This window comes from Pseudomonas sp. TE12234, from assembly GCF_054061835.1.
The window spans coordinates 77,787-96,813 of record NZ_JBSSEP010000018.1; the positions used below are offsets into that span (position 1 = coordinate 77,787).

At 59.5% G+C, this 19,027-nt stretch carries 17 protein-coding genes and 1 pseudogene; 8 read left to right on the forward strand and 10 right to left on the reverse strand.

What is annotated here, in order from left to right:
- Positions 1-57: 57 nt before the first annotated feature.
- Together ACVWYU_RS23955 and ACVWYU_RS23960 are read right to left on the reverse strand one after the other, a co-directional pair.
- Positions 58-1,662 carry a methyl-accepting chemotaxis protein gene (locus ACVWYU_RS23955; RefSeq protein WP_248914209.1) on the reverse strand — a complete coding sequence of 535 codons (1,605 nt, stop codon included), beginning with the start codon at positions 1,660-1,662 and terminating at the stop codon, positions 58-60.
- 239 nt (positions 1,663-1,901) lie between these two features.
- Positions 1,902-2,306: a TraR/DksA family transcriptional regulator gene (locus ACVWYU_RS23960; RefSeq protein WP_047530036.1), complete on the reverse strand. Its 405-nt coding sequence runs from the start codon at positions 2,304-2,306 to the stop codon at positions 1,902-1,904.
- Between the two features lie 363 nt (positions 2,307-2,669).
- Between ACVWYU_RS23960 and ACVWYU_RS23965 the strand changes: the two genes are divergently transcribed.
- Positions 2,670-3,281 (forward strand): glutathione S-transferase, encoded by a 612-nt coding sequence (locus tag ACVWYU_RS23965; protein WP_457373821.1) that lies wholly within the window; start codon positions 2,670-2,672, stop codon positions 3,279-3,281.
- Positions 3,282-3,462: 181 nt separating this feature from the next.
- Here the strand turns inward: ACVWYU_RS23965 and ACVWYU_RS23970 are convergent, their stop codons facing one another.
- Together ACVWYU_RS23970 and ACVWYU_RS23975 are read right to left on the reverse strand one after the other, a co-directional pair.
- The gene (locus tag ACVWYU_RS23970) at positions 3,463-4,392 is read right to left on the reverse strand and encodes a hypothetical protein (protein WP_248914208.1); all 930 of its coding nucleotides are present in this window, start codon (positions 4,390-4,392) and stop codon (positions 3,463-3,465) included.
- Between the two features lie 185 nt (positions 4,393-4,577).
- Complete coding sequence (locus ACVWYU_RS23975) at positions 4,578-4,886, reverse strand: YdcA family protein (protein WP_457373857.1); 309 nt, start codon at positions 4,884-4,886, stop codon at positions 4,578-4,580.
- 172 nt (positions 4,887-5,058) lie between these two features.
- Here ACVWYU_RS23975 and ACVWYU_RS23980 point away from each other — a divergent pair, with 172 nt between their 5' ends.
- Together ACVWYU_RS23980 and ACVWYU_RS23985 are read left to right on the forward strand one after the other, a co-directional pair.
- Positions 5,059-5,742 (forward strand): response regulator transcription factor, encoded by a 684-nt coding sequence (locus tag ACVWYU_RS23980; RefSeq protein ID WP_090319648.1) that lies wholly within the window; start codon positions 5,059-5,061, stop codon positions 5,740-5,742.
- Entirely contained in the window at positions 5,720-7,114 is a 1,395-nt protein-coding gene (locus ACVWYU_RS23985; protein WP_457373822.1) for a sensor histidine kinase, read from the forward strand. Before ACVWYU_RS23980 ends, ACVWYU_RS23985 begins: the two co-directional genes overlap by 23 nt.
- A 63-nt stretch (positions 7,115-7,177) precedes the next feature.
- On the opposite strand, the gene ACVWYU_RS23990 is transcribed toward ACVWYU_RS23985, so the two are convergent.
- From ACVWYU_RS23990 to ACVWYU_RS24000, 3 genes and pseudogenes are all read right to left on the reverse strand, one after another.
- Positions 7,178-7,588, reverse strand: a complete 411-nt coding sequence (locus ACVWYU_RS23990) for an SRPBCC family protein (protein ID WP_247255124.1) — start codon at positions 7,586-7,588, stop codon at positions 7,178-7,180.
- 27 nt (positions 7,589-7,615) lie between these two features.
- Positions 7,616-8,413: an SDR family NAD(P)-dependent oxidoreductase gene (locus ACVWYU_RS23995; RefSeq protein ID WP_090319639.1), complete on the reverse strand. Its 798-nt coding sequence runs from the start codon at positions 8,411-8,413 to the stop codon at positions 7,616-7,618.
- A gap of 2 nt (positions 8,414-8,415) precedes the next feature.
- Positions 8,416-8,636: pseudogene (locus tag ACVWYU_RS24000) on the reverse strand (hypothetical protein); the annotation flags it as partial.
- A gap of 398 nt (positions 8,637-9,034) precedes the next feature.
- Here ACVWYU_RS24000 and ACVWYU_RS24005 point away from each other — a divergent pair.
- The 4 genes from ACVWYU_RS24005 (at position 9,035) to ACVWYU_RS24020 (ending at position 13,223) form a co-directional block, all read left to right on the forward strand.
- Entirely contained in the window at positions 9,035-9,382 is a 348-nt protein-coding gene (locus ACVWYU_RS24005) for a DUF6124 family protein (RefSeq protein WP_457373823.1), read from the forward strand.
- Positions 9,383-9,630: 248 nt separating this feature from the next.
- Positions 9,631-10,758 carry an RHS repeat-associated core domain-containing protein gene (locus ACVWYU_RS24010; protein WP_457373824.1) on the forward strand — a complete coding sequence of 376 codons (1,128 nt, stop codon included), beginning with the start codon at positions 9,631-9,633 and terminating at the stop codon, positions 10,756-10,758.
- A 325-nt stretch (positions 10,759-11,083) separates the two neighbouring features.
- Positions 11,084-12,187: an RHS repeat-associated core domain-containing protein gene (locus ACVWYU_RS24015; RefSeq protein ID WP_457373825.1), complete on the forward strand. Its 1,104-nt coding sequence runs from the start codon at positions 11,084-11,086 to the stop codon at positions 12,185-12,187.
- A 115-nt stretch (positions 12,188-12,302) separates the two neighbouring features.
- A complete protein-coding gene (locus ACVWYU_RS24020) occupies positions 12,303-13,223 on the forward strand; it encodes a LysR substrate-binding domain-containing protein (RefSeq protein WP_457373826.1) in 921 nt (306 codons plus the stop codon).
- On the opposite strand, the gene ACVWYU_RS24025 is transcribed toward ACVWYU_RS24020, so the two are convergent.
- The 3 genes from ACVWYU_RS24025 to mqo form a co-directional block, all read right to left on the reverse strand.
- On the reverse strand, positions 13,144-13,737 hold the full coding sequence (locus ACVWYU_RS24025; RefSeq protein ID WP_457373827.1) for a DinB family protein: 594 nt from the start codon (positions 13,735-13,737) through the stop codon (positions 13,144-13,146). The two genes, ACVWYU_RS24020 and ACVWYU_RS24025, sit on opposite strands and share 80 nt — an antisense overlap.
- Before the next feature lie 129 nt (positions 13,738-13,866).
- A complete protein-coding gene (locus ACVWYU_RS24030; protein WP_457373828.1) occupies positions 13,867-14,985 on the reverse strand; it encodes an NAD(P)/FAD-dependent oxidoreductase in 1,119 nt (372 codons plus the stop codon).
- Between the two features lie 309 nt (positions 14,986-15,294).
- On the reverse strand, positions 15,295-16,938 hold the full coding sequence (gene mqo / locus ACVWYU_RS24035; RefSeq protein WP_457373829.1) for a malate dehydrogenase (quinone): 1,644 nt from the start codon (positions 16,936-16,938) through the stop codon (positions 15,295-15,297).
- A gap of 368 nt (positions 16,939-17,306) precedes the next feature.
- On the opposite strand from mqo, the gene ilvD reads away from it, so the two are divergent.
- Positions 17,307-18,989: a dihydroxy-acid dehydratase gene (ilvD, locus tag ACVWYU_RS24040; protein ID WP_457373830.1), complete on the forward strand. Its 1,683-nt coding sequence runs from the start codon at positions 17,307-17,309 to the stop codon at positions 18,987-18,989.
- The last annotated feature ends 38 nt before the right edge of the window (positions 18,990-19,027 follow it).

A 19,027-nucleotide genomic window follows, 5' to 3' on the forward strand; every position in this document is an offset into this window, starting at 1 on the left:
CTGGCGCTGGCTTCCGAGCGAAGGCACTCTGCGGACCCCCACGAAAATCCAATCGCGCTAGCGAGGCTTTTCCGGCTTGTAGCCCAGACGCAAACCACCCCAATGCCGTCCCTTTATCAGGATCGGCACCGACAGGTCGTGCATCAATTCTCCCGTGTCTCGGGTGTACGTTTGCAGCAGTACCGGCTGCTGATGGCTGCCACAACGGATGCCGGTACGGTCGGCAAACTTGCGCTTGGTGCGGTTTTGCGCGGTATCGACCTGGACATCGCCGGTCAGCGGCTGGCTGAAGGCTTTGTTGTGGGTCGGCACGTAGCCTTGCTGGGTGCAGGCAATCGCGAACACCAGGCCTTCATGGCGCGGCAGCAGCGGTTCCTGGATCGCCGGCAAGACTTGATCGGTGTAGCGATCGAAGCGGGTCTGATACTTGGGCGGGCTGGTGTCGGGAATTGCCTGGTAATGACGGTCGAACAAGTCATCGAGGCTGATTCGGCCGGCGTCGATGTCGGCTTCGAAGCGCGCGGCAATCTGGCTCGCCCCTTCGCGGGCCAGGTCGTAGATCCGCTGGTGATAGTCATCCAGTCCGACTTCCGCCAGGCGTTCGCTGATGGTTTCGGCCTGACCTTCCATTTGAATGGCGGCCTGGGCCAGCCGTTGGGTTTGCTGGTCGCTGATGGCCAGGTCGCTGCGCATCTGTTCGATGGCATGGAACAGGCTATCGAGTTGTTCGCGGTTGGTCTCGGCGCCTCGGGCAATTTCACCGACCTGGCTTTCGACGCTGGCCGCCAGGCGCGCGATGTTTTCCAGATGTTGTCCCGTGTGCTCGACCTGCCGCACGCCAGTGTCGAGGTCGCTGGACAGTTGCCGGATCTGCTCCACCACTTGCGTGGTGCGTTGCTGGATATCGGCCACCATCTCCCCGACTTCACCGGTCGCCGTGGCGGTACGCGCGGCGAGGCCACGAACCTCGTCGGCCACCACCGCAAAGCCGCGTCCGTGCTCGCCGGCGCGCGCCGCCTCGATGGCCGCGTTCAACGCCAGCAGGTTGGTCTGGCTGGCGATGGACTGGATCACCAGGGTGACGCGCTGGATGTCATCGCTGCGCAGACTCAGGGCTTCAATCAGTTCACGGCTGCTATTGGCCCGCTGACTGAGCTGATGCATGCGCGCAATCGATTCGATCAACTCGCCACGCCCCGCCGCGCCGCTCTGATGCGCCTCGCTGGCAGCACTCAGGGCCGCACGACTGAGCGTCGACGTGGCTTGTTCGGTGACAATCATGACTTCGGCGTTGCTGACGATCTGCGCCGCCGCACCGAGCTGCGATTGCAGCTTGTCCGCCAGTTGCTTGACCGAAAAGGCCACGCCCGCCGCTGACAGGGCGTTATGACTGGTGGTGTAGGAAAGGTCGCGAGTCAACGCCGAGAGGGCGCTGGGCATATCGGCAGGAGCCACTTCAGGCGTCGCACGCGAACGCAGACGAGGCAGCCAGACAATCAGCACCGCCAACGGCAGGCCCAGGTAAAGCGACCAGCCACCCAGCGTCATGCCGCACAGCAACAGCATCAGGGCGATGCTCTGCAACGTCGGCGTCAACCAGCGGTTTTTCGGCAAAAGTTCTGGTGCAGGCACTGCCGCAACCAGAGATCCATCTCTCGTCATCGTTATCACCCCGCCATCTTCTAATTGTTGTCATCGCATTAAACGCCGGCACAAAGCCATTATCCATGGGCCTTTAGTCGTGGTCGTTGCAGCAGATCAATAGAAGTGCGGGGATTTCCGTAGACGTCGAAAAGCAAAGATCGCAGCCGTCGACAACGGCTGCCGAATCGGCGGCAGACGCTGGCGAAGGCTGCGATCTTTTCACAGACAGCCCGGGCTGAGCGGGCTGCCTGGCAGAATCACGCCTGACGCTGGTGCTTGTCGATTTGCTCGTGACGCTCTTGAGCTTCGATGCAGTACTTGGTCGTCGGGCTGATCAACAGGCGTTTCAGGCCGATTGGCTCACCGCTGTCGTCGCACCAGCCGAAGCTGTCTTCCTTGATGCGTTCCAGGGCTTGTTCCAACTGAGGCAGCATGCGCTGGTCGCGATCGATCGCATTCACCAGCCAGGTGCGCTCTTCTTCGACGGAAGCCGCGTCAGCCGGATCGGCCGGGGTGTCCAGGCTCTCGATGGCGATGCGGTTCTGTTCGATGCGCTCATGGGTTTCGACTTTCATGTTTTGCAACAGCTCGGCGAAAAAAGCATGTTGCTCGGCATTCATGTAGTCATCCGCCGGCATGGCCAGCAACTTGTCCTTTGTCATTGATATCTCTATAAAAAAACGTGCATTAAGGCGAATAAGGGAGCGTTCCGGCAGACCTGGTCAGGCCATCGGAAAGGCGCCGTTTGTTCCAAGCGCCACCCGGCACTCAATTTACGAGGGGCGGCAGTCTAAGGCCGACTTGAGGCCTCAGCAACTGAAAAGACAGCGAATTTGTCCGGCAAAGCCTCGAAAATGCTCTATGGCAGGCATTCAGGCGGTCATCGGAGTGCGTTTATAGCAAGAAATTCCATGCAGCGGAGGTATATAGAAGACAAACGGCTATCCAATACCGCCTCATTTGCACAGCCGCCAGGCTCAGCTAAGGTTGTCCCTCCCGAAATGGCTACTTCAAGGAGCGGTTAAATGAAGCTGATCGGCATGCTGGATTCGCCCTACGTACGACGCGTCGCCATTTCTGCCAAATGCTTGGGCATTGCGCTGGAGCATGAATCGGTGTCGGTGTTCAGGCACTTCGAGCAGTTCCGGCAAATCAACCCGGTGGTCAAGGCGCCCACGCTGGTACTCGATGACGGCGAGGTGTTGATGGATTCGACACTGATCATCGACTACCTGGAGGCCCTGGCCGCACCGGGCCGCAGCCTGATGCCCGCTGGCATTAAACAGCGCGCGCATTCATTGCGCCTGACAGGGCTGGCATTGGCGGCTTGCGAAAAGTCAGTGCAGCTCTATTACGAGCGCAACCTGCGCCCGGCGGACATCCAATACCAACCCTGGGTTGAACGGGTCGAAGGGCAACTGGCGGCAGCCTATGTCGCGCTGGAGCGCGAGCTGGACAAGCAACCGCTGAACACCGACGGTTCGATCGACCAGGCTGGCATCACTCTCGCCGTGGCCTGGAGCTTCACCCGTCTGGTGGTGCCGGATCAGGTCGCTGCGGACCAGTTTCCGCGCATCGCGGCATTTACTGCCTATGCCGAAGGGCTTGAGGCGTTTGTGAGCACACCGATCGACTGACACAGTCAGGATCAAAACAGCGCAGCCTGCGACAGTTCCTGCACAGATTCGTGCAGGGCCGTCACAGGCTGTGCTGTTTTCCTTTAATGAATCAGTGCATGAACAGCGCGATCAGGATGATGATCGGGATCGGTACGCCAAGAAAGAACAACAGTAATGAGCGCATGGTGTTTCTCCTGAGTTAGCGAACGGTGGTGGTAGTGACGTAAGTGTCGGTTTCCAGATACACCACGGCGTCCCGACGACGACCGCCAAAAGTCGCGGCAAGACTGGCGAAAAATGCACCGGCCAACAGCGCAACGAACATCCATAACGTGGTCCAGGCAGCGACTTTGGCGGCCGTGTCCGCCGCTTGTTGTGCCTTCAGTTTGGCGTCAGCCACCGCTTTTTGAGTACGCCCATACACTTCATCGACCCGGCGTTCAGCATCTGCCTGGGTGAGGTTGGTCCGTTGCGCCACCAATTGCGCCAGGTAGGTGCGATCCTCGGCAGCCAGTTGCCCATCATTCAAGGAACGGACAAAGATGCGCGTCACGGTGCCCCGGGCGGCGTCATCGCTGACGGCGGCCGGACGATCATCGCGAAACAGGCTGTCGACGAAGTAACCGTATTGATCACTGTCGGTATTGGCCGCTGCGGTGCCGGCCGCTTGAGTCACGGCACTGGCGGCGCCACCCACAACCTGCGCCCCGGCCTGCACCCCGCCGCTGACCAGGCTGCTGACCGATCCAGCCACCAGTGTGGCCGTGACCAGCGTCGCCACGCACCAGGCCAGGAAGCCATGGGCGGTGTCGCGGAAGTAGACTTCATCGCCGTGCATATACGCCCACTTCACCCGCAGCCGGCCGGCGATGTAGCCACCGGCCCCGGAAGCGATGATTTGGGTGACGGCCAGCCAGACGATCGTGGAAATGCCCAGGCCCTTGGCGCTCACGCCTTCATTAGCCCACGGCGACACCGCCGAAAACCCAAGGCCAAAACCCAGCAGCACCAGAATCAGCGATAACGCCGCTGCCGCTGCCGCCCCGGCGAAAATCGCCCCCCAAGACACGCCCGAGAGCGTGCTCGATTCATCTACGGCAGGATAGAAACCATCAGAGGATCTATTCATCGTTGTATCGCTCCAGGCAGGAAAGATGGTGTTACAACTCTTCGAATGAACAATTGCAGTGACCGTGCCAGTCGCAAGATTTAGATAAGTCGTTAAACTTCAGCGGGTTACAAAGATGGAACTTCCAAAGGTCATGCAATATGCAATAAACGGCCAGGCCCGGCGGGTTTTCTGCATTGCCAAAACTATTTGCGCCTGTAGCTTTTATTGCCCGCAGGCGTGAGGCAGTAGACGCCGCCTCTGGGGCCCGTACAGAACGAACCGGTTCCGCAGGCGCAACCCTCGGCGTCCCGCACAAATGCTTGTGGCCGGGCCTGGCTTTTGCTGCCATATATAGATGAACAACTTTTTTTCGAAGCACTGATGGAGCCGTCGTTACACAGGAACAGCTCACCGTCACAACGGGCAATACCGCCCTTCTTTCCCGAACAGGGTGTATTGGCAGCCCACGACGATGAGCAGACAACGCACAGCAACAACAGGCATATCGGCATCCAGCCAGGTTTCAAAGTACGCACGTTGCAGCTTCCCGTTGAAATTATGGCCCAATGATATCAATGTTCCCTTATCGCACCGTAAGCACATGAAAGTTAATTTATTAAGTCACGGGCAATTCTTGGCAAAATGCTTCGAACTCAGAATTGAACCGATTGATCAGGCCAGCCTATGACCCGTATTTTGACCATCGAAGACGACGCCGTGACCGCCCGGGAAATTGTCGCCGAACTGAGCAGCCACGGCCTCGAAGTCGACTGGGTCGACAATGGTCGCGAAGGGCTGGAGCGCGCAGTCAGCGGCAACTATGACCTGATCACCCTTGACCGCATGCTGCCCGAGCTGGATGGCCTGGCCATCGTCACCACGCTGCGGACCATGGGTGTGGCGACTCCCATCCTGATGATCAGCGCCCTCTCCGACGTCGACGAACGCGTGCGCGGCCTGCGCGCCGGCGGCGACGATTACCTGACCAAGCCCTTCGCCACCGATGAAATGGCCGCCCGCGTCGAAGTCCTGTTGCGCCGCCAGAACAACGTGACGGCCCACGTCACCACGTTGCGGGTGGCGGATCTGGAACTGAACCTGATCAGCCACGAAGCCAGCCGCAATGGCGAGTTGCTGACGCTGCTGCCCACCGAATACAAGCTGCTCGAATTCCTGATGCGCAACACCGGGCAGATCCTGTCGCGAATGATGATTTTCGAAGAGGTCTGGGGCTATCACTTCGATCCGGGCACCAACCTGATCGACGTGCACATTGGCCGCCTGCGCAAAAAAATCGACCCACCGGGCAATGTTCCACTGATTCGAACCGTGCGAGGCTCGGGTTATGTCATTGCCGAACCCGTCTAAAGGCTGGCGTTCTTCCAGCAGTCGTCTGCTGGCGCTCTACAGTGCGTTGTTCGTGACCTGGAGCGCGATACTCATGGGGGTCATGTACTACGAGGTGTCGGCCTACCTGGACAACCTGGCCAAACATTCGCTGATGCAACGTCAGCATCTGTTCTCGCGCTTTCAGGGCGAACAGCTGGTGGACGCCCTCGCCGTCAGCATGACCTTCGACATTCGCGGCCTCGACGCCTATGGCCTGTTCGACAGCCATCAGCGTTACCTCAGTGGCGCCCTGCGCGCCATCCCGCTCGACTTGCCGCTGGACGGCAAGATCCACATGCTCAGCGACTGCACCGACTCCGACGACCCGACCCTGCCCGCGGACAGCTGTGACGCGGTAGCGACCCAGACCCGCGACGGTCGCTGGCTGGTGCTGGTGCGGGACAACGGTTCGTTGTTTGCCGTCACCCGCATCATTCTCCATGCGTTGTTCTGGGGTGTGACCTTGACCATTCTGCCGGGCATTGTCGGCTGGCACTTGTTGCGCCGCCGCCCGCTGCGGCGAATTCGCGCGATTCAGGCCAGTGCCGAGGCGATCGTCGCCGGTGACCTGACCAGGCGCCTGCCGCTGTCCAATCGCCGCGATGAACTGGACATGCTCGCCGCCATCGTCAACGCCATGCTCGAACGCATCGAACGCTTGATGAACGAGGTCAAGGGCGTGTGCGACAACATCGCCCACGACCTGCGCACGCCGCTGACCCGCTTGCGCGCGCAGCTCTATCGTATGCAGCAACAGGCTGGTGAAGGCTCTGCCGAAGCGGCGCAACTGGATTCGGTACTGAGCGAAGCGGACACCCTGATGGCGCGTTTTCGCGGTCTGCTGCGGATCTCCGAACTGGAAGACCGCCAGCGCCGTTCCGGTTTCGTGCAGCTCGACCCGGTGTCGTTGCTGCAGGAACTGCATGAGTTTTATCTGCCACTGGCTGAAGACGATGGCCTGGTTTTTCAATTGCACGTGCCTGGGTCATTGCCGCCGCTGATGGGTGACCGGGCGCTGCTGTTCGAGGCGATTGCGAACCTGTTGAGCAACTCGATCAAATTCACCCCGCCCGGCGGCGCGGTCATTTTGCGAGGAATCAATCAGGGTGGGCATACCCGCATCGAAGTGCTCGATTCCGGTCCCGGAATCCCGGAGGCCGAACGCGAGGCTGTGTTCCAGCGCTTCTATCGCGCCGAAGCCGGTAATCAGAAAAGCGGTTTCGGCCTGGGGCTGTCGATCGTCGCGGCGATTGTCAGCCTGCACGGCTTTACGCTGGAGGTGGGACGCAGTGAACTGGGGGGCGCGCGGCTGGTGATCGATTGCCGCCAGAGTTTGATTGCCCCGACCTGACTCAAATCTCCTGAATCGACACGGAACCTGTGGGAGCTGGCTCCCACAGGCTTCTGCGTTGACTCAAGCGGGGTAATTGGCCCGCAGCGCCTGCAGGCCACCCTGGTAAATCCCGGCGAATAACGCCATCACCTCCTCATCACTGACCCCCACCGGTTCAAACCGGCCGGACCAGGTCACCCGGGCGCCCTCGCCCTGGCTCTCGACCTTGATCGTCGCCAGGTACTCAGTGGCCGGAAACGGCGCCTGCACAATCGAGTAGCTGTAGGTCTTGCCGGCATTGTCAAACGCTTGCAGGCGCTCGATCACCACCGCGCCGTCCGCGGTTTGCAGACTGCGCACACGCCCGCCTTCACTGAGTTCGCTCTTGGGAATGAACGGCAGCCAGTCCGGCAGCGAGTTGAAACCCCCGATCAATTGCCAGACCTGATCGGCCGGAGCCGGGATGTCGATGAAGGCTGATGCAGTTGCCATGGAATGTTCTCTCTTGATCAGTAAGGGTCAGATGGCCAGGCTGTCGACGACACCGCCGTCGACCCGCAGGGCGGCGCCCGTGGTGGCCGAGGATAACGGTGAAGCGATGTAGGCCACCAGATTCGCGACTTCCTCGACATGGGCCACGCGCTGGATGATCGAAGTGGGCCGGGCCTTGCGCACGAAGTCGTCGGCTTCCTCCTGCAGGCTGCGACCGGATTGCGCAATCGCATCCTTGAGCATCTTCTCCACGCCATCGGTCAAGGTCGGGCCCGGCAGGATTGCGTTGACCGTCACCCCGGTGCCCGCCAGCCGCTTGGCCAGTCCATGGGACACCGCCAGGTTGGCGCTTTTGGTCACGCCATAGTTGAGCATGTCGGCCGGGATCGCGATCCCGGATTCCGAAGACAGGAAAATCACCCGCCCCCAGCCCTGCTTGACCATGTCCGGCACGTAATGCCGCGACAGGCGCACCCCTGAGATCACGTTGACCTCATAAAAGCGCGTCCACTCGCTGTCGGGGGTGTCAAAGAAATCCACCGCTTCGTAGATCCCCAGGTTGTTCACCAGGATGTCGGCCCGTGGTTCGGCGGCGAACAGTTTTTCCGCGCCCTCGGCCGTTCCGAGATCGGCAGCCAGCCCGCGCAATTGAGCGCCCGGCACCTGCTGGCGAATGCTCGCCAAGGCCTGTTCGACCTTGGCCGTATCGCGACCGATCACCACCACCGTGGCGCCGGACTCGGCCAACGCCTTGCTGATGCCCAGGCCAATGCCCGCCGTGCTGCCGCTGACAATCGCCAGTTTTCCACTCAGATCGATTTTCATGCTCAAGCTCCAATGATCGGCAACGGTGCGCGTTCGGATACCAGTCTTGGCTCACGCAGCGCCTGCCAGAAGGTTGCGGGAATCACGCGGTCATGAACGGAAAGAGTGTAGCGACCCGTCAGAAAATTACCCTCTGGCTGCGCTTCGCCCGGATCAAGGGTCAATTCATCCGGCCCGACCTTGGCCATAGGCCCCGGCCCCGGCCCCGGATCACGCCGGCTTCGGGTCTGCACAAGAAATAAGCGAGAGCGGCTCGCGATGGCCACCGCCGTTGGCATTTGTTTAATGGCTGTCGGCGTTACTTCGTGAAAGCTACAGCGCCTTGCGTCGTTGCCTACGGGTACGCCAGAATCCGCCGGCTTGTGCGCCTTGGGGTCGGGTTTTATCGTTTGTCGGTCGCTGAAAAGAACAGTGATCGGGTTTGGTAGCCCGACCCTACACAAGGCGCATAGCGTCACCTTTTGCGGTTTTTTCACACCTGCATTAATGGTGGCCATGCGCAGGGCACCTTCGGGTGCGCCGGTTTTTCCTTGTGTGCCGGTCTACCAACCTCCGTATGGCCACCACCCTTCGTTTGGTAGCGAGGGTGATGGTTCCTTCAGTTCACGAGGAGCTGCATCCATGTTGAAAACTACGCCCAACCCACCAGACACCGCCCCCACTTTTCACTTCGAAACCCCTGATCCAGAAAACCACCCGGAACCCACCGACCGCATCCCCTCCGCCGCCGACATCCGCGCCACCCCGCGTAAACCCTGCCGCATGTTCATCGTCGACCCCGAGCTCGACACCGAATCCCTGCTGGCCCACGCCTGCGAATCCCTGGCGTCGGCCAACGTCATGACCCTGGACCTGGCGGACCGTACGGAAGGAACGGGTCGCAACACCCTGCTGGGCATCGCGCAAGTGATCATGCTCGGCGAACTGGCAGTCAACCGCGCACTGGACCGCCTCGACCCACCCGAATAAACACCACCCCCTGTGGCGAGGGAGCTTGCTCCCGCTGGGCCGCGCAGCGGCCCCAACCCCTATGAGCGCAGTCTTTCAGACAGACCGCACATTCAGGACTTGCGTCTGCTGCACAGCCCAACGCTAAGACGCAGCACTTCGGCTCTGAACCAGACCAGCCCCCAGCAACCCTAACAGTTCTGATAGTTCCCGCCCGTTCCGAATCCCCCAATACTGCTCACCACGCCAACCTTTCGGGAGCGCCCACCATGTCAGCAACCCGCGCAACACTGCTCTGCCACTATCGCTACGACGCCCTCGACCGCTTGACCGGCCAAGGGCTGACTGACACGCCCCCTCTCCAGCGCTTCTACTGCAAAAGCCGCCTGACCACCGAGATTCAGGGCGCGTTGCGGCAAACCCTCTTCCAGCAAGGTGATTGGTTACTGGCGCAACAAACGCAACAGGGCGTCGAGCACGACACCGCGCTGCTGGCGACGGATCTGCAACGCTCGGTATTGCACACGCTCAAACCCAACCACCAGGCACAACCCATCGCCTATGCGCCCTATGGTCATCGCCGATTTATCAGTGGATGGCTGAGTTTGATGGGATTCAATGGCGAACGACCTGAGTCGCTGACCGGGCATTATCTGTTGGGCAATGGCTACAGGGCGTTTAATCCGGTGCTGATGCGGTTTAACAGTCCGGACAGTTGGAGTCCGTTCGGGAAGGGTGGGTTGAATGCGTATGCGTATTGTTTAGGTGATCCAGCCAACAAGAATGATCCAACAGGGCACTTTTCAGCAGCGATAAACAAAATGCTATCGACGTGGCTACACAGAGCAAGAGATCGTATTAGCGTTTCTTTCGCGCGAAGTCTTGGATCATCAAGCAGCGTTCAGCCTGCCTCTAATCTGAATGCTCTGGGTTCATCTCATCCAATAGCCAATCAAACGACGCTCGCCCCTGAACCTTTGTACCAGCCACCCTCATTAGTACAAGAAAGTCTAAAAGCCATCAACAAAAGAGGTATCGGATCGAGTTCAAATGAAATAGCCGCACCGATATCTCTAAGAGTGGAAAAACTCAACAACGCGGAAGGCCAAAAAATCGCAGCAAGACTTTTTGAATCAGAACCAAACAACGTATTACTTAAATTAGCCGCAACAAACCAACTTCAGGGCGGAGTCGATTGGGCAAAAAACTTGCCCGCCCACAGTAAATTTCACATCAATATGCTACATGACCTCAAAATGATCGCGGACCCAGACTTACCAGTACACGTTATTTTTTCAGGAATCAAGTTGACAAGATTTATAGCAAATTTTACGGCCATAGCCAGACAACGAGATGTGATCCTGAGCGGACACAGAATACGTGCCTTAGCTAATTGAACGGTACCAGCGCTTCTCATCCTGGGTTGGACGGTAGCGATGAACGTGGCGGGTTTTAGACCTTACTGATTAGTTTCCAAGTGAAAGCGAGTCTGGAAGGGACAAGTCGCAATACCCTGCTGGACGTCACGCAAGTCCTCATGCCGGGCAAGCTGGTTTGAACCGGATGTTGGATCGCATCGCGCCCACCCCAGTAAATGCGACAACTATTCGCCATCAGGACTGGAGGACTTCAATGCCCATCAAACCTAACAGTTCTGATAGTTCCCGCCCGTTCCGAATCCCCCAATACTGCTCACCACGCCAGCCTTCGGGAGCGCCCACCATGCCAGCAACCCGCGCAACACTGCTCTGCCACTATCGCTACGACGCCCTCGACCGCTTGACCGGCCAAGGGCTGACTAACGCGCCCCCTCTCCAGCGCTTCTACTGCAAAAGCCGCCTGACCACCGAGATTCAGGGCGCGTTGCGGCAAACCCTCTTCCAGCAAGGTGATTGGTTACTGGCGCAACAAACGCAACAGGGCGTCGAGTACGACACCGCGCTGCTGGCGACGGATCAACAACGCTCGGTATTGCACACACTCAAAACCAATCAGGCACAACCCATCGCCTATGCGCCCTATGGTCATCGCCGATTTATCAGTGGATGGCTGAGTTTGATGGGATTCAATGGCGAACGACCTGATCCGCTGACCGGGCATTATCTGTTGGGCAATGGCTATCGGGCGTTTAATCCGGTGCTGATGCGGTTTAACAGTCCGGACAGTTTGAGTCCGTTTGGGAAGGGTGGGTTGAATACGTATGCGTATTGTTTAGGTGATCCAGCCAACAAGAATGATCCAACAGGGCACTTTTCAGCAGCGATAAACAAAATGCTATCGACGTGGCTACACAGAGCAAGAGATCGTATTAGCGTTTCTTTCGCGCGAAGTCTTGGATCATCAAGCAGCGTTCAGCCTGCCTCTAATCTGAATGCTCTGGGTTCATCTCATCCAATAGCCAATCAAACGACGCTCGCCCCTGAACCTTTGTACCAGCCACCCTCATTAGTACAAGAAAGTCTAAAAGCCATCAACAAAAGAGGTATCGGATCGAGTTTAAATGAAATAGCCGCACCGATATCTCTAAGAGTGGAAAAACTCAACAACGCGGAAGGCCAAAAAATCGCAGCAAGACTTTTTGAATCAGAACCAAACAACGTATTACTTAAATTAGCCGCAACAAACCAACTTCAGGGCGGTGCCGACTGGGCAGAAAACTTGACCGCTTATAGTAAAAACCACAAAGAGATTATACGCAGTCTCGGAGTTTACACCGCTCCAAACATGTCAGCTAAAGAGATTTTTGAAGTATTGAGGTTGGCGAAATTTTTCAGGAATCGTGAGGTCATATACAGACAACGACATTTGAACCTGGTGGGACGCTAGTAGATCTACCCATTGAATAGGCACCAGCAAGCTCACCATAGCTGGATGATCGCGAAGCACAGGCCGGGTTCGCTGCTTTACTCAAAAGACTCCAAAGCCCAACGAGTCGCTCCCCATGAACCGCAACGACCTGCGCCGCGTGGACATGAACCTGTTGGTGATTTTCGAAACCCTGATGTTCGAGAAAAACCTGACCCGCGCTGGAGAGAAACTGTTTCTCGGCCAGCCAGCCGTCAGTGCGGCGCTGGCGCGGTTGCGGGATTTGTTCGACGATCCGTTGCTGGTGCGCAACGGCCGGAGCCTGGAGCCGACACCGCGCGCGTTGGTGATTCTCAAGGAATTGCAGCCGGCGATGGACACCATTTCCGGCGCGGTCAGCCGGGCCAAGGATTTCGACCCGTCCACCAGCCGTGACGTGTTTCGCATCGGCCTGTCCGATGACGCTGAACTCGGTCTGTTTCCGCCGTTGCTCAAGCAGATCCGTGAAGAGGCGCAGAACGTCGTGGTTGTCGTACGGCGGGTGAATTTCCTGCTGATGTCGTCGATGCTCGCCACCGGCGAGATTACCGTCGGAATCAGCTACACCACGGAATTGCCGGCCAATGCCAAACGCAAGAAACTGCGGGACTTGAGCGTCAAGATCCTGCGTGGCGATAACCGGCCCGGCCCCCTGACCCTGGATGAATTCTGCGAACGTCCCCATGCGCTGGTGTCGTTTTCCGGGGATTTGACCGGGGCGATCGATACCGACCTTGCACGCATCGGCCGTTCGCGCCGGGTGGTGCTGGCGGTGCCGCAGTTTGCCGGCTTGCGCGCGTTGCTGGCGGGCACCGACATGCTGGCGACGGTGCCGGATTACGCGGCGAGCGCGCTGATCGAAGGCAGCAGCCAGCTGCGTGCCGACGATGCGCCGTTCGACATCAAGCTGTCCGAACTGTCCATGGTCTGGAACGGTGTCAACGATAACGATCCGGCAGAACGTTGGTTGCGCTCGAAAATTGTGGCGCACATGTCGGCTCCACTGTCGGGGCATTGAGCGAATTGAAGTGCGGATCGGTCTCGCGCAAGTAGATCGGCAGGTCCGTCATCGGCGGCATGGCCGGGATCTCGAAATACATCTGGATCACCCAGCCACGGTGATAACTGCCGTGATTGACCACGTGCATCAGTATCGCCCCGGCGCTCATGGTGCCGCTTTCACCGGAAACGAACGTAAACCTGACGGGTTTATCCAGGGAGGCATCGGTTTGCCGGGCGGTCCAGTCGCTGTACCAGTGATCGATGTCCTGCTGCGCCAGACGCAGGTCGATCAGGTTCGGATGCACCAATTCGTGGGAGGTCTTGAAGCCGTGCCCTCGGCCTTCGAGGTGAGCCTGCCAGATGCAGTCCACCACATAGATGTGGTTCAGCGTGCCGATCATGGTTTTGAACACTGAAGCGCGCTCTTTTTCGACTTCGCCCGGCGGCAGTTGCGCCAGATTATCGAAGAGGCGCTGATTGGCCCATTGTTTGTAATCGGCAAGCATGCGGGCAGTGCGTACGTTGATCATCAGACTTCTCCGATGGCGAAGAGCACATCTTCCAAGGATAGCGCTATCCGAGGGAGGCGGCGCAGACGCTGATTACCGGTCATCAAACCGATCCTGATCCTGTAGGAGTGAGCTCGCTCCTACAGGGCGTCAGGCCAGCTGCTTCAGTACGTGCCCCGCCAGCGCCAGGCAACTGGTCAGGCCTGGCGATTCGATGCCGAACAGGTTCACCAATCCCGGCACCCCATGCTCGGTCGAGCCGCTGATGCGGAAGTCGGCGGCGGGGTCATTCGGCCCGCTGATTTTCGGGCGAATACCGCTGTAGGCCGGTTGCAGGCTGTGATCGGGCAACCCTGGCCAGTAACGTCGAATCGCCTGATAAAAACCATCGGCGCGATGGGGGGCCACGCGGTAGTCGACTTCGTCGACCCATTCCACGTCCGGCCCGAAACGCGCCTGACCGCCGAGGTCGAGGGTCATGTGCACGCCCAAGCCGGCACTCTCCGGCGCCGGATAAACCAGATGCCGGAACGGCGCCCGGCCGCTGAAACTGAAATAACTGCCCTTGCACAAATGCGCCACGGGAACGTGCTGCGAGGACAGCCCTTCAATCTGACTGGCCACCTGCGCCGCGGACAACCCGGCGCAATTGATCAGCTCACGGCAACTCAACGTCATGGGCTCGGCGCCGCCCATGTGCAGTTCGAAGCCCTGTTCGATGCAGCGCGCAGACAGCAACGGCGTTTGAAACGCCAGGGACGCGCCCCGGGCTTCGGCATCGGCCTGCAACGCCAGCATCAGCCCATGGGCGTCGACAATGCCGGTGGACGGCGACCACAGCGCAGCGACGCAGGACAACGCCGGTTCCAGCTCCCGCGCTTGATCGGCGTCCAGCCATTGCAGGTCATCGACACCATTGCGCCGACCCTGCCCAAGCAGTGCCTGCAAGGCCAGCCGTTGCGCATCATCGCTGGCCACGATCAGCTTGCCCAGGCGCTGATAGCGCACGCCGCGCTCATCGCAGAAGGCATACAAACGTTGCTTGCCCTCCACACACAACTGCGCCTTGAGGCTGCCGCCGGGGTAGTAAATGCCGGCGTGGATCACTTCGGAATTGCGCGAACTGATACCCACACCGATGCCTGCGCCGGCCTCGACCAGGACCACTTCGCGCCCGCTCATGGCCAGCGCCCTGGCCACCGCCAGGCCAACCACTCCGGCGCCAACCACCACGCTGTCCACATCGACATCCACCTGCCCTGCCCTCATGCCAACCCAGCCTCCGCTCCGGTCATCGATCAGGCTGGAGAATAGCGCCAGCAGGAACTTGCCGGCTATGACGCCTCTGGATATTGTGCCGCGCTCAGGGCCGCCATCGCTGGCCAGCCAGCTCCCACAGGATGCAGGTGATTGGTCGGCCGTGAGGCCGCCTGCGCCGGCCGCTCAGGGGGAATACGTTCATTGATTGCGTGAAAATCTCAAAAAAAAAAGCCCGCTGACCGTCACCGGTTCAGCGGGCTTTCTCTATCGCGGATCAGCTTGTCCAGGCGCCCCATTCATAACGATGGGACTCGCGGATCACAACGCCATATCAACCGAGGCGTTCTCTTTCGGCGCTTTCGGCTTTTCAGCCTCGACAGCCGGAGCAGCAGCCTGACCGATCGCCGGCGGAGGAGTCAGTTCCAGCACCTTGGCGGTGTAGGCCCACTCTTGCGCCACTTTCTCAGGGCTGCCATTGAGTTGGGTACCGTAGCTCGGCACGATCTGATGCAGCTTCTCTTGCCAGGCCGGGGTCGCGACCTTGTCCTTGAAGACTTTCTGCAGTACCGACAGCATGATCGGTGCAGCGGTCGAAGCACCTGGCGATGCGCCCAGCAGGCCGGCAATGGTGCCGTCCTGGGAAGCGACGATCTCGGTGCCCAGCTTCAGCACGCCACCGGCGGCTTCATCACGCTTGATGATCTGCACGCGCTGGCCCGCTTGCCACAGGCGCCAGTCTTCGGCTTTGGCGTTCGGGAAGTATTCCTTCAGGGCGTTGAGGCGATCTTCATCCGACAGCATCAACTGACCGGCCAGGTACTCGACCAGCGGGTATTCCTTGATGCCGACCCTGGTCATCGGCCACACGTTGTGCGTGGTGGTGGTGGTCAGCAGGTCCAGGTACGAGCCTTCCTTGAGGAACTTGGTCGAGAAGGTCGCGAACGGGCCAAACAGGATCACGCGCTTGCCGTCCAGCACGCGGGTGTCCAGGTGGGGAACCGACATCGGCGGTGCGCCAACGGACGCTTTGCCGTAGGCCTTGGCCAGGTGTTGCTCGGCGATGGCCGGGTTTTCGGTCACCAGGAACGAGCCGCCTACCGGGAAGCCCGCGTACTCCTTGGCTTCGGGAATGCCCGATTTCTGCAGCAGGTGCAGGGCACCGCCGCCGGCGCCGATGAACACGAACCTGGCATCGGTTTCGGTCTTGCTGCCGTCTTTCAGGTTTTTGTAGCTGACACGCCAGCTGCCGTCGGCGTTCTTGGTGATGTCCTGCACTTCGCTGGACAACTTCAAGTCGAATTTCGGCGTGGTTTGCAGGTGGGCAACGAACTGGCGCGTGATTTCGCCGAAGTTCACGTCAGTCCCGATGGGGGTCCAGGTGGCCGCGACTTTCTGGTTCGGGTCACGCCCTTCCATCATCAACGGGACCCACTTCTTGATCACGGCCGGGTCTTCGGAGTACTGCATGCCGGCGAACAGCGGGCTCGCTTGCAGGGCTTCGTAGCGCTTCTTCAGGAACTTGATGTTGTCATCGCCCCACACAAAGCTCATGTGTGGCGTGGAATTGATGAACGAGCGCGGGTTTTTCAGCACGCCTTGCTGAACCTGCCAGGCCCAGAACTGACGGGAGATCTGGAAAGCTTCGTTGATTTCAACGGCTTTCGGGATCTGAACCTTGCCATTCTCGTCTTCGGGGGTGTAGTTCAACTCAGCCAGGGCAGAGTGACCGGTACCGGCGTTGTTCCAGCCGTTGGAGCTCTCCTGGGCGACGCCATCGAGGCGCTCGACCATCTCCATCGACAGGCCTGGTTCCAGCTCATTGAGCCAGACGCCGAGGGTTGCGCTCATGATGCCGCCGCCAATCAGCAGCACATCGACTTTCTTGGCTTCTTCGGCCTGGGCCGTCGTCATCCCCAACGACAAAGCCAGCCCCAGCAGGGCCGTGTTCACTTTCTTAAACATCTGTAGCACCTAATGATAAAACGTCATCCGCCCTTACATCCTCACGCACGCAGCCCCGCGTTTAACGGCAGGTCAAGGGTTACGGCACATCTGGATTGGAGGGTGGGCACACAAGGCCGACGAACTGCATCGACCCCAGTTATATGTCCCTTCTGAACTGACTTCTTATCTTTTTTGGCTTCAGCTACTTGAGCGACAGTGATTCCGTTCGCCTGTTTCGAGAACAGGAAAACTGAATAGGTCAAACCAAGTTGGCGCGAAGAATATCACGACACGGCAAACCCGCGCGTCTGTTGCCGACTGGATAGTCCGGATACACGCGGTGGGACTTCTATACTGATGCTGTTTGTTTCAATGGGTGCATGGTCATGAGCGATAAAGACGATTTGCGCAAATACTCCTCTCAAGTCATCGACGGCGTGGAGGCCGCACCTGCCCGCGCCATGCTCCGGGCGGTAGGCTTCACCGACGAAGATTTCAAGAAACCGCAAATCGGCATTGCTTCCACCTGGGCGATGGTCACGCCCTGCAACATGCACATCGACAAACTGACGATCGAAGCCGAAAAAGGCGCGAATGCCGCCGGTGCCAAGGGCGTGATTTTCAACACCATCACCATTTCCGACGGCATCGCCAACGGCACCGAAGGCATGAAATATTCGCTGGTGTCCCGCGAGGTGATTGCCGATTCCATCGAGGTGGTGGTCGGTTGCGAAGGCTTCGACGGACTGGTGACCGTGGGTGGATGCGACAAGAACATGCCGGGCTGCCTGATCGGCATGGCGCGGCTGAACCGGCCGTCGATCTTCGTCTATGGCGGCACCATCCGCCCCGGTGCCGGGCACACCGACATCATTTCCGTGTTCGAGGCTGTGGGTCAGCATGCGCGCGGGGACATCAGCGAAATCCAGGTCAAACAGATCGAGGAAGTGGCCATTCCCGGCCCCGGCTCCTGCGGCGGCATGTACACCGCCAACACCATGGCCTCGGCCATCGAGGCGCTGGGCATGAGCCTGCCCGGTTCCAGTTCCCAGGATGCCATCGGCAGCGACAAGGCTTCGGACAGTTTCCGTGCCGGCCAGCAGGTCATGGAACTGCTCAAGCTCGACCTCAAACCCCGCGACATCATGACCCGCAAGGCTTTCGAAAATGCCATTCGCGTGGTGATCGCCCTCGCCGGCTCGACCAATGCGGTGCTGCATCTGTTGGCCATGGCCCACGCGGTCGACGTCGAACTGACCCTCGATGACTTCGTTGAGCTGGGCAAGATCTCCCCCGTGGTCGCCGACCTGCGCCCCAGTGGCAAGTACATGATGAGTGAACTGGTGGCCATCGGCGGCATTCAACCCTTGATGAAACGCATGCTGGCAGCCGGCATGCTGCACGGCGATGTGCTGACCGTCACCGGCAAAACCCTGGCGGAAAACCTCGAGAACGTCCCCGACTACCCCGCCGGGCAAGACGTGATCCTGCCCTTCGACCAACCGATCAAAAAGGACTCGCACCTGGTGGTGCTGCGCGGCAACCTCTCGCCCGGCGGCGCGGTGGCCAAGATCACCGGCAAGGAAGGCCTGCGCTTTGCAGGCTCGGCACGGGTCTACCACGGCGAAGAAGACGCACTGGCCGGCATCCTCAACGGTGAAGTGCAACCCGGCGAAGTGATCGTGATCCGCTACGAAGGCCCCAAGGGCGGACCGGGCATGCGCGAAATGCTCTCGCCGACGTCGGCGGTGATGGGCAAGGGATTGGGCAAGGACGTGGCGCTGATCACCGATGGCCGCTTCTCCGGCGGCTCCCACGGCTTCGTGGTGGGGCATATCACGCCCGAGGCCTATGACGGCGGGCCGATTGCGCTGATCGAAAACGGCGACAGGATCACCATTGATGCCGAAACCCGGCAGATCACGGTCGATGTCTCCGATGCCGAACTGGCCGAGCGCAAGCGCCGTTGGGTGCGTCCGGAATCGAAGTACAAACGCGGGGTACTGGCCAAGTACGCGAAGACCGTGTCCAGCGCCTCTGAAGGCGCTGTCACGGACAAATACCTCTAAAGCCGCGCCGCCGACCCTGTTGGAGCTGGCAAGCCAGC